The sequence below is a fragment of the Candidatus Polarisedimenticolia bacterium genome, from assembly GCA_036001465.1.
In the GTDB taxonomy this organism is placed as follows: Bacteria; Acidobacteriota; Polarisedimenticolia; order Gp22-AA2; family Gp22-AA2; genus Gp22-AA3.
Window position 1 is genome coordinate 33,878 of the sequence record DASYUH010000007.1, and the last position, 14,364, is coordinate 48,241.

Consider the following 14,364-nt stretch of genomic DNA (forward strand, 5'->3'; position numbering starts at 1 on the left):
GTCGGGGGGCCCCCGGCGCAACCGTCGCGCCGGCCGGCGACGGCGCCCCGCCCGGGAGCCTGTCCTCAGCCGAGCAGGCGGGCGGCGTCCCCCCGGATGAGATCGGCCCTCCAGGCGCGCAGGCCCGGGATCTGCTCGGGGGCCTCGAAGGCCCTGGGACCCGAAGCCGCGAGCGCCTCGAGCGTGGACTGGGGAAAGAGGACGCCGGGGTCGATGCCCAGGGATGCGGCGCGCTCCTTGCGCCATCCGCGCAGGCGCTCCAGGCGCGCCTGGAACAGCGCCGAGCGCCGGTTGCCGCGCGGCTGTCCGCGCGGGGGCGCGGGCAGGTCGGATTCGGGGACCGCAAGTCCGGCGCTCACGGCCTGGAGGATCTCCTCTCCGATCCGGCGGCGGACCAGGGGCGTGACGCCGCGAATGCCTCCCAGATCGTCGCCGTGCCGGGGCGATTTCTTCGCCAGCGCAAGCAGCGCTTCGTCCGAGATGATCCGGAAGGGGGACAGATCGGCCTCGACCGCGCGACGATCGCGCATGGCGTAGAGCTCGCGCAGGACCGCGGCCTCGCGCGGCGCGAGGTCGCGGGCGCCCTTGACCCCCCAGAACATGTCCGGATCGAACACCCGCGGCTCCCAGGCGCGCCGGGCGACCAGCCCGAATTCCTCCTCGGCCCACGCCAGCCTCCCGAGGGCCTCCAGCTCACCGCGCAACGCGTCGCGCAGCCGGATGAGGTGGCGCACGTCCTCGGCCGCGTAGATCTTCTGCCGCTCGTTCAGGGGCCGGCACGACCAGTCGTCGCGCTGCGATCCCTTGTCCAGCTTGACCTCGAAATGCGCCAGGAGGAGGCTCGCAAGGCCGATCCCCTTCTTGCCCAGGAGCTGCGCGGCGATCATCGTGTCGAAGAGCGGCTCGAGGTGGAAGCTGAAGTCGCGCCTCAGGTACAGGACATCCTGCTCGGCGGCGTGGAGGACCTTGACGTTGCGCCTCGACCCCAGCGCCTCGCCGAGCGGCTCCAGGCGCTTCAGGGCCAGGGGATCGACGAGATAGACCGTCTCTGCGTCCGCGATCTGGATGAGGCAGCACTTGTGGAAATAGTGATAGAACGAGTCGGCCTCGGTGTCCACGGCGAGGGCGTCCGCCCGGGACAGCGAGTCCGCGGCCCGCTCGAGATCGCGGGGCGTGTCGATCCAGACGTAGGGAGCGTCGGGCATCAGCGGGCTCCTCCGGGGGAGGCCTCGTCCCCGGACAGGTGCCGGCGAACCCACCACACGCCGCCGGCGAGCAGCACGGCGCCGATCAGGATGTCGAATTTCCGGAAGGTGCCCTCGAGGCTGTGCCAGTGCTCTCCCAGCCTGTAGCCCACATAGGCCAGCGCATAGCAGAAGGGATACGATCCAAGGAAGGTGTACACCGAGAAGCGGACCAGCGGCATGCGCGCCAGGCCCGCGGGGAGCGAGATGAAGGTGCGCACCACCGGCAGCAGCCGGCTGACGAAGATGATCGGGCTGCCGTAGCGCGCGAACAGGCGCTCGGACATCTCGAGGTCGCGCCGCGAGATGAGCACGTAGCGGCCGTAGCGTTCCACCACGGGGCGGCCGCCCCAGGCCGCGACCGCGTACGCCGCCCACGAGCCGAACACGCATCCCAGAGCCCCCCAGAACGCGGCGCCGTGCAGGGTGAACTCTCCCCGATACACCAGGTACCCCGAGAACGGCATGATGATCTCGGAGGGCAGGGGGATGGCGGCGCTCTCGATCGCCATCATGAGGAACACGCCGAAATACCCCAGGCCGCTGATGGCGGCCGTGATGAAGGCGGCGATCCACTTCAGGACGTCGGTGACCACCTATCCGATCTCCAGGTTCCAGCCCCTGACCTGGTCCATCACCTTGTGGTTGGTGAGATCCAGGTGCAGCGGGGTGACCGAGATGTAGCCATCCTCCAGGGCCGCGAAATCGCTCCGGGGGTCGTCTTCCCACTCGGCCGACTGGCCGCCGATCCAGTAGTAGACACGCCCCTTCGGATCCAGGCGTTCGATCACCCCGCCCGGGTAGAGCCGCTTTCCCTGATGCGTGATCCGCACGCCGCGCGGGCGCCGCCTCGGAACATTGACGTTCAGGAGCGTGTCGGGCGGCATGCCGCGCTCCAGCACCTCATCGGCCAGCCGTCGAGCGAAGCGCGCCCCCGCCTCGAAGTCAACCGGCGCTCCTTCCCCGAACTCCTGGGAGATGGCGAACGCGGGCAGGGCCATGAGCGTGGCCTCGAAGGCGGCCGAGACGGTTCCCGAGTACGTGATGTCGTCTCCCAGGTTGTAGCCCCGGTTGATGCCGCTCACCACGATCCTCGGGCGCGCCTCATCCTTCAGGATCGTGTGCACCGCCAGGTACACGCAGTCCGTCGGCGTCCCCTGGACCACGAATTGGCGGGGGGCCCGCTTGTGGAAACGGAGCGGGTGGTTCAGCGTCAGGGCGTGTCCCTGGCCGCTCTGCTCGCGGTCGGGCGCGACGACCCACACGGTCCCGAGCGACTCGAGGCTCGCTTCGAGCGCCTTCAACCCTTCGGCGCCGTAGCCGTCGTCGTTCGTGATCAGGATATTGACGGGCTCCATGCGGCCCCGTGACGCCTCCGGGCCATCGTATCGCCGCGGCCCGCACCGGACCCGGGCGGGCCGCGGCGCCTTCGCGCGGCATTCCGCCCCGGTCCACGCCGACTTGATCTGGATTGGTCGGGGCGACTGGATTTGAACCAGCGACCACCTGCACCCCAAGCAGGTGCGCTACCAGGCTGCGCTACGCCCCGAAATGTCCACCGTGCCGCGCACCGCCCGATCCTCCGGGTGGGGGCGCGAAAGAACGGTCATTGTAGGCGTGGCTCCGCGCGGGCGTCAAGCGGATGCGGCGAGGCGCGGCGACCCTCACCGCGGTCGTTCGACCGACGAACCGTCCGAAACGCGCCGGGCGCGGTTGCGAAGCCGCCATCGATCCCTATATTTGAGCATGGCCAGGCGCCGATACGATTGTGTGATCCGCCCGGACACCACCGGGCCGGAGACCGCGCATGCACCAGGGCGAGCCGACCGGCTCGAGTCGCCGACGTTTCCGCGTCCCTTCGCGCGGGCCGTCCTCCGTGGTTCTTCTCCTGGCTCTCTTCGCCCTGTCCTCTTTTCCGGCGGCTCAGGAGTCCTCGGCGGACCTTGAGCACCAGGTCAAGGCCGCATTTCTCTACAACTTCGCCCGATTCGTCGAGTGGCCGCCTGACACGCCGTCGGGCGAGGCCTCGTTCGTCATCGGCATCCTGGGCTCCGACGCCACCAGCCTCGCCCTGGAGGAGACCGTGCAGGGCAAGTCGGTCGGCGGCAGGACCATCCGCGTGCGCCCTGTGAAGACCCAGGAGGAAGCCACCCAGTGCCACATGCTCTTCGTCGGATCGGAGACCCCCGACCGGCTGGCCCGCCTTCTCAAGGCCGTGCGCGGCTCGGCGGTCCTCACGGTCGGGGACAGCGACACCTTCGCCCGCGAGGGCGGCATCGTCAACTTCGTCATGCAGGACCACCACGTGCGTTTCGCCGTGAACACCGACGCAGCCGAGCGCGCCGGACTGAAGATCAGCTCCAAGCTCTTGCAGCTCGCCATCATCGTCCACGATGAACAAGGCCGGGAGGAAACCAAATGAACACGTCCAGGATGAATCGAATCGTGTCGTGCGCCAGGTCCGTGCTGCTGGCCCTCGCGTGCCTCCTCGTCCCGTCCGGGGCGGAGGCGCAGGACCTTCCCGAGGACCTCACCCAGCTGCCCCTCGAGCAGCTGATGGCCATCGACGTGGTCTACGGCGCGTCGAAGCACGACCAGAGAACCACCGAGGCGCCGTCCTCGGTGAGCGTCGTCACGGCCGCCGACATCGAGCGGTACGGCTACCGCACCCTCGCGGACGTCCTGCGCAGCGTGCACGGCTTCTATTCCACCTACGACAGGAACTACACATACGTGGGGATCCGCGGCTTCAGCCGACCCTCCGATTACAACAGCCGGTTCCTGCTGCTCGTCGACGGCCACCGCGTTAACGACAATTTCTACGGCAGCGGCTACATCGGTCCCGAGGGGCTCATCGACCTGGATCTCGTCGATCGCGTCGAGGTGATCCGCGGGCCGAGCTCCTCGCTGTACGGCACCAGCGCCTTCTTCGCGGTGGTGAACGTCATCACGCGCATGGAGCCGGACGTTCCCCGGCTCCAGTTCAGCGGCCTGGGGGCGAGCTACGGCACGCCCGCGGGGCGGGTCACCTTCGCGCACGCCTTCGAGGACGGGCCGAAGTTCCTCGTGTCCGGCTCCGCGTTCCGCAGCGATGGCCAGCGCCTGTTCTACAAGGAGTACGACGACCCGCTGAGCAACAACGGCGTCACGCAGCACAGCGACGACGAGAGGAACTACCGTCTCTTTTCAACCATGACGTTCCGTGATTTCACCGTCCAGCTTGCCGCCAACAGCCGGGAGAAGGGGATCCCGACGGGCGCCTACGGCACTCCATTCAACGACCCCGGGGCCCGGACGGTGGACGACCGGAGCTATCTGGACGTCAAGTACGACCATGCGTTCGCCGGAGGGACGGGCGTGCAGGCGCGCGTCTACGTGGACCGGTACTACTACCGGGGGGACTATCCGTACTACTCCCCCTACCCGACCATCATCCGTTACCGGGAGCACTCCTGGGGGGACTGGTGGGGCACCGAGGCCAAGGTCATGATGAAGGCGGGAACGCGGCAGACGGTGACTGCCGGGATGGAATTCCGCGACAACCTGAAGCAGCACTTCCGCTGGAAGAACGTCGATCCCGGCCCGCTGGATTTCGACTCGCAGCGAAGCTCCCGCGAGGGAGGCCTGTACTTCCAGGATGAAATGAAGGTCTCGGACCAGGTCGCCGTCAGCGTGGGCGTGCGCCATGATCACTACGAGACCTTCGGGGGCTCGACCCACCCGAGGGCGGCGCTGATCCTCATGCCCTTCGAGCGCACGGCGCTGAAGCTCCTCTACGGAAGCGCCTTCCGAGCGCCAGTGGTGTACGAGCTTTACTACGGCTCGCACGCCAACCCCGACCTGAAGCCGGAATCGATCCGGACGTTCGAGGTGGTCCTCGAGCAGTACGCCCTGGGGAACCTGCGCCTGACCGGCTCCGCCTACTACTACGCGATCGACGACCTGGTGAGCGTGGACACGGTCTCCAATCTCTTCGAGAACATCGACGAGGTCACCGCCAAGGGGGTCGAGCTCGAGGTGGCGAAGCGTTTCAAGAACGGCTTCGAGGTGACCTACAGCTCCACGCTCCAGGAGAACCGCGACCAGGGGACGGATCGCATCCTGACCAATTCCCCGCGCCACCTGGCCAAGCTCAATGCCTTTTTCCCGATCAAGAGGGACAAACTCGGCGTGGGAGCCGAGGTCCAGTACACCAGCCGGAGACTGACCCTCAGCGGCAACGACGCGCCGGGCTTCGCGGTCGCCAACCTGACGTTTCTGAGCCGGCAGCTCGCGAAGGGGCTCGATCTTTCCGCCAGCGTCTACAACGTCTTCGACAAGAAATACGGGGACCCCGGCGGACCCCAGCACCTTCAGGATGTCATCGAGCAGGACGGCCGGAGCTTCCGCCTGAAGTTCACCTGGGGCTTCTGAGACCGGGGCACGACCCGTCATTTCGATCCCCCGCGGTTGCCACCGCCTCGGGCGGCTCGCTATAATCCGCGCGTCCGGCGCGATCCCTCGATCGCGCAGTCCCTGGATTCATCTCCCCGCGCCCAGGTTCGAACATGAAGGCGATTCGCAAGACGGCCCCCCGGCCGGGTGCCCTGGAATTTGCGGACGTCGACGTCCCCGCGTGCGGCCCCGACGAGGTGCTGGTGCGCGTGCGCGCCGCCTCCCTGTGCGGCACCGACGGGCACATCTACAACTGGGACGGGTCGGTGCGCGACATGATCCTCGCCTCCACGGACGGATTCCGCCGGCCGCGGATCATCGGCCACGAGTTCTGCGGCGAGGTGGTCGAGGTCGGGCGCGAGGTGCGCGGGACGGGACCCGGCGCCGGCGAGCCTCTCCGTCCGGGCCAGCTGATTTCGGCCGAATCGCACATCGTCTGTGGCACGTGCTACCAGTGCCGCCGCGGGCAGTTCCAGGTCTGCACGGGAGAACGGATCATCGGGGTGCACAGGGACGGCGGCTTCGCGGAGTACATCGCGATTCCCGCCGCCTGCGCCTGGATCAACGACCCCGCCGTGGTCCCGGTCGAGATCGCCTGCGTCGAGGAGCCGTTCGGCAACGCCGTGCACGCCGCCACCGAGTACGATCCTCGCGGGCAGTGCGTGGTCCTCTTCGGCGCCGGTCCGATCGGCCTCTTCTCGATCATCGTGGCGGCCGCCTTCGGCGCCGAGAGGATCATCGCGGTCGACACGACCGCCTTGCGGCTGGACCTGGCGTCGCGGGCCGGCGCGCACACGACGCTCCTGTCGACGCCGGCCCCCGCCGATGACGGGCCGGGGCGCGCGCGGGAGCGCGAGCGGCTCGTCGGGCTGATCCGGGACGCCGCGGCGCCCTACGAGCCCGATCTGGTGTTCGAGATGAGCGGGCACGTGGACGCCATCGACACGGCCCTGCGCGCCGCGCGCCGCGGCGGCAAGGTCCTCCTCTTCGGACTCCCCAAGGTCCAGGCGGTCACGCTGGAACGTTACGCCGAGGACGTGATCTTCGGCGGCGTCACGTTGAAGGGAATCGTGGGGCGCAAGATATACGAGACGTGGATCACCACGCGCGAGCTGGTTTCGCGGGCGGACGTGCGCTCGAGGATCCGCGCGGTGATCACCGACACGATTCCCTTTTCCCGCTACGAGGAGGCGTTCAGGAAGATGATCGGACGGGAGAGCGGGAAGGTCGTCCTGCGCGTCAGCCAGGACTGAAAGGGACGGGGATCCATGAACGGCAGGATGGCGTCGTACCTGGAGGCGGAGGTCGGGGCGCTCAAGGCCAAGGGGATCTTCCGCCGTCCCCGGGTCCTCGAAACGGCCGCGGGCCCGCGGGTGCGCATGGACGGCCGGGACATCATCCAGCTGTCCTCGAACAACTATCTCGGACTGACCCGGCATCCCAAGGTCGTGGCGGCCGCCCGCCGCGCCGTGGAGGAGTTTGGCGCCGGGCCGGGCGCGGTGCGCACCATTGCGGGGACCATGTCGCTGCACCTCGAGCTCGAGACGCGGCTGGCGCGCTTCAAGTCCACGGAAGCCGCCCTGGTCTTCCAGTCCGGGTACACCGCGAACGTCGGGGTCGTCTCGACCCTGATGCAGGAGGGGGATCTCATCGTCTCCGACGAGCTGAACCACGCCAGCATCATCGACGGCTGCAGGCTCTGCAAGGCGGACAGGGCCATCTACCGCCACCTGGACTACGGCCACCTGCGCGACATCCTGCAGGCCGCCCGGCGCAAGAGCACGGGCAAGATCCTGGTGGTCGCCGACGGGGTCTTCTCGATGGACGGCGACGTCTCGGATCTCAAGGCGATCCACGATCTGTGCCGCGAATTCGACGCCATCCCGATGGTGGACGACGCGCATGCCACCGGAGTCCTCGGGACGTCCGGGCGCGGGTCCGTGGACCATTTCGGCCTCACCGAGGACTGGGACATCCAGATCGGCACGATGTCCAAGGCGTTCGGCGTGATGGGGGGCTACGTCTGCGGGCCGCGCCTCCTGGCGGACTTCTACATCCACAAGGCGCGGCCGTTCCTGTTCTCGTCCTCCCACCCGCCCGCCGTCATCGCCGCCTGCAGCGCCGCGGTCGAGGTCATGGAGACCGAGCCGGAATGGCACGCCAGGCTGTGGGACAACACGCGCTTTTTCAAGGAGGGGCTGCGGCGCCTGGGCTTCAACACCGGCGCCTCCGTGACGCCCATCACGCCGGTGATCGTCGGATCCGGCGCGAAGGCGGCCCGCTTCTCGGACGAGCTGTTCGAGGCCGGCGTGTTCGCCCAGGGGATCTACTTCCCGATGGTGGCCGAGGAGAAATCCCGGCTGCGGACCATCGTCATGGCCACGCACACGCGCCGGGATCTCGAAGAGGCGCTCGGAGCGTTCGAGACGGTCGGCCGGAAGGTCGGCGTGATCTAGCGTCCCGGCACGGGGACGGCCCTGGCTGCCCGCCGTGCCGCCTACTGCAGGGGCTCCGCCCGCTCCCCCATGTCCCCTGGGAGCGGCTCCGGGCTGTTGAAGTACGCGTCCGGAAGGGAGTCGTACACCTCCAGGATGGGGTGGACGATCTTCACGGTCTCCCCCTTGCGGCTCGTCACCTTTTCCGGGCAGAGGAGGATGCGACCGCGACGGGTCCATCCTTTCCAGTCCCAGACCGTCGGCTCGCTCCCCGGCGGGTCGTCCTGCAGGACGTAGGACCAGCGATCCATCAGGTGGGTCCTGCGATTGACGTGCGCCCAGTACCGATCCCCCGGCGTCAGGCCGACACCGGCGAAGGTCAGCTCCACGAGGTCATAGTCCGAGCCGTCCCGTCTCACGTCCCCCGCGTACCTCAAGCGGACGCCCGGATCCTTCATCTTGTACGGCATGAGCACCCAGTAGGTGTCGTTGATCCAGCTCTCGTACGCCTCGGTGAGGAGCAGCCGCTCCGCCTCCGGTTCGAAGCGCGCCGGGGCGCGGTCGCGCGGGGATCCCTGCGCCGGCGCCTCGCGCGACAGGCGGTACGCCTCCCCCGTGCGCGATTCGAGGTCCAGCAGGACGACGAACGGAGTTCCGTCCTTGCCCGTGGCCTGGTAGCGCAGTCGCCCCTCCCAGCGGTCCCACAGGTGGGTGCGGAACACGGTGCGCCCGGACCGGCGCTCGACGGCAAACGCGAAATGCAGGAAGCGGGTCTGCTCCCAGGCGCGCGGACCGCCCATCGCGGCCAGTACCAGATCGGCGATCGCCACGGCGCGCGGGTCGGACTGCGTCGGATCGAAGACCTGGGGCGCCGCCCCCTGTGCGGGCTGCGCCAGGAGGACGGCGAGCAGGAGGGCCGGCAACGGGTACGCCCTCGGCGTGCGGGCGCGCGGCGAGGTCACTTCCTCTCCCGCAGCCGCCGATCGGTCGCCTCCATGATCTCGAGGATCTCCTCGAGGTTCTGGCTCACCGTGGAGAGCACCGTGCCCAGGGGCCGCACGGGCTCCGGCAGGCGCCCGGGCTCGTCGACCGGGGCCGGATCGAACAGATCATCGAGGGCCCCCTGTCCACCGCCCAGGCCGAGCTTCTTGCGGGCGCTGGCGATGGTGAAGCCGTCCTCGTAGAGGAGCCTCTTGATCTGGAGCACGAGATCGACGTCTTTCTGTCGATAGAGGCGCTGGCCCGTCCGGCTCTTCCTCGGGGCGAGCTGGGGGAACTCCGATTCCCAGAATCGCAGGACGTACGGCTGCGTGTCGGTCAACTGGCAGACCTCACCCAGCTTGTAGAGCGTCTTGCGCGGGATGTTGCCGGACATGGTCAGGACCCTGTGCGCGGGCCGGCCTGCCCCGCCGCCGGTTCATGCAACCGGGATTCTCCCACGAAACCCGCGGAATGACTCCTCAAATCTGGGATCCCGTGTCAAGGCTCCGGGGCCTTCGGGGCCCGGCCGTACCGGTCCTCCAGGCGGACGACGTCGTCGAGCTCGGGAGTGCTCACCTCGAACAGCACGCACTCGGTGATCGCCTCCATCCGATGCCGCGTGCCGGGCGGGAACCGGACGGCGTCCCCCGCCTCGAGCCGGGTCTCCGACTCGGGGCCGTCCGCGCCGGGCTGGACCCTCAGCCGCAGCGATCCCTGGAACAGGTAGAGGCTCTCGTCCTTGCGTTCGTGGTACTGCAGGCTGAGCGCCTCACCGGCGCGAATCCGGAGAATCTTTCCGGCGTAGCGCTCGGTATGGGCGAAGATGGTCTCCTCGCCCCACGGCTTCGGCACCCGGCGGATGCTCACGACCGCCCCCCCAGGGCGGCCGCGGGTTCCGCCGGCGCCAGGTCGGCCACCCGCTTCCGCGCCAGGGCCTCGATCTCCGCGGGCGAATCGAGACGCAGGGCCTCTTCGACCAGGGCGCGCGCGTCCGCGAGACGGATGGCCCGGATCACCTGCTTCACCGAGGGAATGGCCGCGGGGTTCATGCTCAGCTCGGTGACTCCAAGTCCCGCCAGGATGACGGCGGCGACCGGATAGGCCGCCATCTCGCCGCAGACCGACACCCTTACGCCGGTCTTCGCGGCGGCCTCCACGACCCGACGGATCAGGTGGAGAATCGCCGGGTGCATCGGCTGGTAGAGATACGCGACCGATTCGTTGCCCCGATCGATCGCCAGGGTGTACTGAATGAGGTCATTGGTTCCGATGGAGAAGAAATCGACCTCGCGCGCCAGCCGGTCGGCCGTGAGCGCGGCCGCCGGCACCTCGATCATGATCCCGATCGGCACCTCCGGCTCGAACGGGACCCGCATCACCCGCAGCTCGTCCTTCACCTCGTTCACGATGGCACGGGCGCGCCGGAGCTCCTCCAGGCCGCTGATCATCGGGAACATCAGGCGCACCTTGCCGTGCGCCGCCGCCCGGAGAACCGCGCGGATCTGCGTGCGGAACAGGTCCTCCCGCCGGAGGCACAACCGCACGCCCCGAAGCCCGAGGACGGGATTGGGCTCGCGGCGCTCGGGGATGGTGGAGAAGGACTTGTCGCCTCCGAGGTCCAGGGTCCTGATGACCACGTCGTGCGGCAGCGCCTTTTCGGCCAGCTCCCTGTAGGCGCGGTAATGCTCCTCCTCGTCCGGGAACCCCGGCGCCCCGCGCAGGTAGAGGAATTCGGAGCGATACAGCCCGACTCCTTCAGCGCCGAAGCGGCGGGCCGCCAGCATCTCCTCGACCAGCTCGATGTTGGCCTGCAGGCGCACCCGCGCCCCCTCCCGCGTGACGGCGGGCTGATCGCGCAGCATCATGAGGTCGAGCTCCCGCTGGGCGAGACGCGAGCGCCGTTCGCGCCAGACGGCGGCGACCTGTTCCGCGGGGTTCACGAGCAGGCGGCCTTCCGATCCGTCGAGCACCAGAAGGTCGCCCGTGCGAATCCGGGCGCTCGCGTCACGGAGCCCGGCCACCGCCGGGATGCCCAGGGCGCTGGCGATGATGGCGGTGTGCGACGTAGGGCCACCGCCGTCGATTGCGAGGCCGATGACGCGCTCGCGGTTGAGGCCGGCGGCATCGGAGGGACCGAGGGTGGCGCTGACGACGATCACGTCCTCCATCAGCTCCGAGAGGTCGTGCCGCTTCCGGCTGCCGGCCAGGATCGCCTGGACCCGTGCCTCCACGTCTTCGATGTCGGTGCCGCGGTCCTTCAGGGCCGGCTCCCCGAGCTGCGCGAAGACCTGCGTGTACCGCCCGACGACCGTGTGGAAGGCCCACTCGGCGTTCACGTGCTCCCGCAGGATGAGTGCGGCGGTCTCCTGATGCAGCGCGCGGTCCCGGAGTATGAGGATCTGCGCCTCGAAGACGCGGGCATACGCCTCCCCCGCCTCGTTTCGGACGCGGTCCCGGAGGTGCCGGAGCTGGCGCCAGGCGAGCCGGATCGCACGCTGGAAGCGCGTCACCTCGCCGGCACCCGATGCCGGGGACAGATCCAGCCGGAAGATGGCCACGTCCGGCCCTTCCAGGACGAGGGCCCTCCCGATGGCGATCCCCGGCGACACCCCGACGCCTCCCAGGGCGATCGTCCCGTCCTCCGTTCCCGCCGGCTCCGTCAATGCTCCTCCCCGAACCGGGCCTCCACCAGCTCGATGAGAGAGCGCAGCGCCTCCTTCTCATCCGAGCCGTCGGCGCTGATCGTCAAGCGCGCGCCCTGCCCCCCGATCAGGGCCAGGAGCCCGAGAATCGACTTGCCGTCTGCGGTGCGTCCGGCGTGCGCCAGGCGGATCCGGCTCTTGAACCGGCTCGCCACCTGCACGAAGCGCGCCGCGGCCCGCGCGTGCAGGCCGAGGGCGTTTCGCACCACGACCTCCTGTTGCGTCACGCCGCTCCCCTCCTCACGGGCGATCCGCGGGACCGAGGTACTCCGTGGCGATCGCGATCGATCGCTGGCCCTCCTCCTTGATGCGCACCGCCGCCTCCCGGAGCGCGCACCTGTCCCGGAGGTTCGCGAACTTGATCAGCATCGGCAGGTTCACGCCGGTGACGATTTCGATGCCCTCGCGCAGGAACGCCAGCGTGACATTGGTGGCCGTTCCCCCGAACATGTCGGTCAGGATCAGCACGCCGCCGCCGGGATCGACCTCGACGATCGCCTCCTCCACCGCCTTGCGGGCCGCCGGCAGGGCGTCGTCCCAGCCAATCGTCAGGGCCCTCAGCCCCTCCACCTTGCCGACGATTCGCTCCAGGGCGCGCACCAGCTCGAAGGCCAGCCCCCCATGGGTAACCACCAGGACGCCGAAGCGTGTCTCCCCCGCCGCTTCGGCCACGAGGTTCGTCACTCCTTCTCCAGGTCGCGGTGCGAGGCCTTCACCTCGTAGCCGCTGCCGCGCAGGGACGCGCTGACGGCCTCCGCCATGACGACCGACCTGTGCCGGCCTCCGGTGCAGCCGATCGCCACGGTGAGATAGCTCTTCCCCTCCCGCATGTACTGGGGGATGAGAAAGACCATCAGCTCCACGATGCGCCGGTGGAACTCGTGGTAGACGGGCATCGCCTCCAGATACCCGCGCACGTCGGGATCGAGCCCGCTCTTGCCCCTCAGGCCGTCCACGAAGAACGGGTTGGGGAGGAAGCGGGTGTCGAACAGGAGGTCGGCCTCGGCCGGCACGCCGTGCTTGTAGCCGAAGGAGACGATGGAGATGCCGATGGCCTGCGACCCCGCCTGGGGCGCGAAATGGTCCTGGATGTACCGCCTGAGCTCGTGGACGTTGAAGCGACTGCTGTCGATGATCAGGTCGGCCCGCTCCCGCAGCGGCGCCAGGGCCTGGCGCTCGCGGCGGATGCCTTCCTCGAGCCCGCCGCCCGCCGCCAGGGGGTGCGGGCGGCGGGTCTCCGAGAAGCGGCGGATGAGCGCGTCGTCATCGGCCTCGAAGAAGAGCAGGCGGACGCGTCGCCCGCGGGTCCGGCGCAGGTCGTCGAAGATGGCCGGGAACTCCTTCAGAAAGGTGCCTTCGCGGACGTCCACCACGAGCGCGACGCGGCTGACATCGGGGCGGCCCGCGCACAGGTCGGCGAACACGGGAATGAGCGCCACGGGCAGGTTGTCGACGCAGAAGTGCCCCATGTCCTCGAAGGCCCGGATCGCGAGCGTCTTGCCCGATCCGGAGAGGCCGGTGATGACGACGATGTCCAGCACCCGGTCGGGGCCTGCTTCGCGGGCCGTCACCCCTTCCTCCCCAGCGCGTCCGAGATGCGGCCCGCGAGCTCCCGGGCGGCGTGGTAGCCCCGGCGCTTCAAGAGATGGTGCCGGGCCGCCACCTCGAGGAGAATCGACAGGTTCCGTCCCGGACCGACCGGCATTTCGATGAAGGGAAGCTCGACGCCGTGGATGGAGTACATCGTCTCGTCCAGGCCCAGGCGATCGTACTCCTTGTCCTCCTGCCAGGCGTCCAGCTTGACGACCAGGTCGAGGTCCTTGCGCTCGCGCACCGCCGCCACGCCGTAGAGATCCTTGATGTTGATGATCCCCAGGCCGCGGAGCTCCATGTGGTATCGGCTCACCTCGGGCCCCGTCCCGTTGAGCAGGGAGCCGACGCGCCGGATGGTCACGGTGTCGTCGGACACGAGCCGGTGCCCCCGCAGGATCAGCTCGAGCGCCGATTCGCTCTTGCCGACCCCGCTCTCCCCGAGAATGAGGACACCGACCCCGTAAATGTCGATGAGCGTGCCGTGCAGCGTGATGGTCGGGGCGAGCCGGTCCTCGAGGTGGCGGCCCAGGACCTCGATGGAGCGCTCGGTCGGACGGGACGTGAGCAGGAGCGGCAGGCTGTGCCGCTCGCAGGCATCCAGGAGATCGCTGTGCGGCGGGTGACCCTGGGTCACGAGCAGGCAGGCGATCGGAGCGGCGCCGAGCCGGTCCACGAGGGCGCGCCGGGGATCGTGAGGGAGCTGCGCCAGATAGGCGACTTCGCTCTTCCCGAGGACCTGCACCGTTCCGGCCTGCAGGGTTTCGGGATGTCCGGCGAGGGCCAGCCCCGGGCGCTCCGGGACCGCAACCGTGATCTCCCTCTTGAGTCCCGCCTTGCCGCCGGCCAGTCGCAGCGCGAGATCCGGCAGCGGCTCGGCAAGCAAATCGCCGACTGGCAGGCTGGGACGGGGCGCTTCGCGCTGGCTCATCCGGGTCCTCCGCGCCCCGCAAAGGCGCCCGGGGGCGCTCGCGACAA

General features: G+C 69.1%; 15 protein-coding genes and 1 tRNA gene. 4 read left to right on the top strand and 12 right to left on the bottom strand.

What is annotated here, in order from left to right; all coding sequences use genetic code 11:
• Positions 1-65: 65 nt before the first annotated feature.
• From VGV60_01320 to VGV60_01335, 4 genes are all read right to left on the bottom strand, one after another.
• On the bottom strand, positions 66-1,205 hold the full coding sequence (locus VGV60_01320; protein ID HEV8699892.1) for an HRDC domain-containing protein: 1,140 nt from the start codon (positions 1,203-1,205) through the stop codon (positions 66-68).
• Positions 1,205-1,840: a DedA family protein gene (locus VGV60_01325; GenBank protein HEV8699893.1), complete on the bottom strand. Its 636-nt coding sequence runs from the start codon at positions 1,838-1,840 to the stop codon at positions 1,205-1,207. Before VGV60_01325 ends, VGV60_01320 begins: the two co-directional genes overlap by 1 nt.
• Entirely contained in the window at positions 1,841-2,602 is a 762-nt protein-coding gene (gene surE, locus VGV60_01330) for a 5'/3'-nucleotidase SurE (protein ID HEV8699894.1), read from the bottom strand. It lies immediately after the preceding gene.
• A gap of 114 nt (positions 2,603-2,716) precedes the next feature.
• Positions 2,717-2,793 (bottom strand) — tRNA-Pro (locus tag VGV60_01335).
• A gap of 258 nt (positions 2,794-3,051) precedes the next feature.
• Between VGV60_01335 and VGV60_01340 the strand changes: the two genes are divergently transcribed.
• The 4 genes from VGV60_01340 to VGV60_01355 all read left to right on the top strand — a co-directional run bounded on the left by VGV60_01340 (position 3,052) and on the right by VGV60_01355 (position 8,134).
• Positions 3,052-3,666, top strand: a complete 615-nt coding sequence (locus VGV60_01340; GenBank protein ID HEV8699895.1) for a YfiR family protein — start codon at positions 3,052-3,054, stop codon at positions 3,664-3,666.
• Entirely contained in the window at positions 3,663-5,657 is a 1,995-nt protein-coding gene (locus VGV60_01345) for a TonB-dependent receptor (GenBank protein HEV8699896.1), read from the top strand. The genes VGV60_01340 and VGV60_01345 overlap by 4 nt, the downstream gene beginning before the upstream one ends.
• 134 nt (positions 5,658-5,791) lie before the next feature.
• Positions 5,792-6,931: an alcohol dehydrogenase catalytic domain-containing protein gene (locus VGV60_01350; protein ID HEV8699897.1), complete on the top strand. Its 1,140-nt coding sequence runs from the start codon at positions 5,792-5,794 to the stop codon at positions 6,929-6,931.
• A 15-nt stretch (positions 6,932-6,946) separates the two neighbouring features.
• Entirely contained in the window at positions 6,947-8,134 is a 1,188-nt protein-coding gene (locus VGV60_01355; GenBank protein HEV8699898.1) for a glycine C-acetyltransferase, read from the top strand.
• A gap of 41 nt (positions 8,135-8,175) precedes the next feature.
• On the opposite strand, the gene VGV60_01360 is transcribed toward VGV60_01355, so the two are convergent.
• The 8 genes from VGV60_01360 to hprK form a co-directional block, all read right to left on the bottom strand.
• Positions 8,176-9,075, bottom strand: coding sequence for a hypothetical protein (locus VGV60_01360; protein ID HEV8699899.1), 900 nt, complete (start codon positions 9,073-9,075; stop codon positions 8,176-8,178).
• Positions 9,072-9,488 carry a MerR family transcriptional regulator gene (locus VGV60_01365; GenBank protein HEV8699900.1) on the bottom strand — a complete coding sequence of 139 codons (417 nt, stop codon included), beginning with the start codon at positions 9,486-9,488 and terminating at the stop codon, positions 9,072-9,074. Before VGV60_01365 ends, VGV60_01360 begins: the two co-directional genes overlap by 4 nt.
• Before the next feature lie 104 nt (positions 9,489-9,592).
• Positions 9,593-9,955: a cupin domain-containing protein gene (locus tag VGV60_01370; protein ID HEV8699901.1), complete on the bottom strand. Its 363-nt coding sequence runs from the start codon at positions 9,953-9,955 to the stop codon at positions 9,593-9,595.
• 2 nt (positions 9,956-9,957) lie between these two features.
• Positions 9,958-11,757 carry a phosphoenolpyruvate--protein phosphotransferase gene (ptsP, locus tag VGV60_01375; protein HEV8699902.1) on the bottom strand — a complete coding sequence of 600 codons (1,800 nt, stop codon included), beginning with the start codon at positions 11,755-11,757 and terminating at the stop codon, positions 9,958-9,960.
• The gene (locus tag VGV60_01380) at positions 11,754-12,023 is read right to left on the bottom strand and encodes an HPr family phosphocarrier protein (GenBank protein HEV8699903.1); all 270 of its coding nucleotides are present in this window, start codon (positions 12,021-12,023) and stop codon (positions 11,754-11,756) included. Before VGV60_01380 ends, ptsP begins: the two co-directional genes overlap by 4 nt.
• A gap of 13 nt (positions 12,024-12,036) precedes the next feature.
• Positions 12,037-12,480, bottom strand: a complete 444-nt coding sequence (locus VGV60_01385; GenBank protein HEV8699904.1) for a hypothetical protein — start codon at positions 12,478-12,480, stop codon at positions 12,037-12,039.
• Positions 12,477-13,367 carry an RNase adapter RapZ gene (rapZ, locus tag VGV60_01390; GenBank protein HEV8699905.1) on the bottom strand — a complete coding sequence of 297 codons (891 nt, stop codon included), beginning with the start codon at positions 13,365-13,367 and terminating at the stop codon, positions 12,477-12,479. The genes VGV60_01385 and rapZ overlap by 4 nt, the downstream gene beginning before the upstream one ends.
• Positions 13,364-14,317 (bottom strand): HPr(Ser) kinase/phosphatase, encoded by a 954-nt coding sequence (hprK, locus tag VGV60_01395; protein HEV8699906.1) that lies wholly within the window; start codon positions 14,315-14,317, stop codon positions 13,364-13,366. Before hprK ends, rapZ begins: the two co-directional genes overlap by 4 nt.
• Positions 14,318-14,364: the final 47 nt, after the last annotated feature.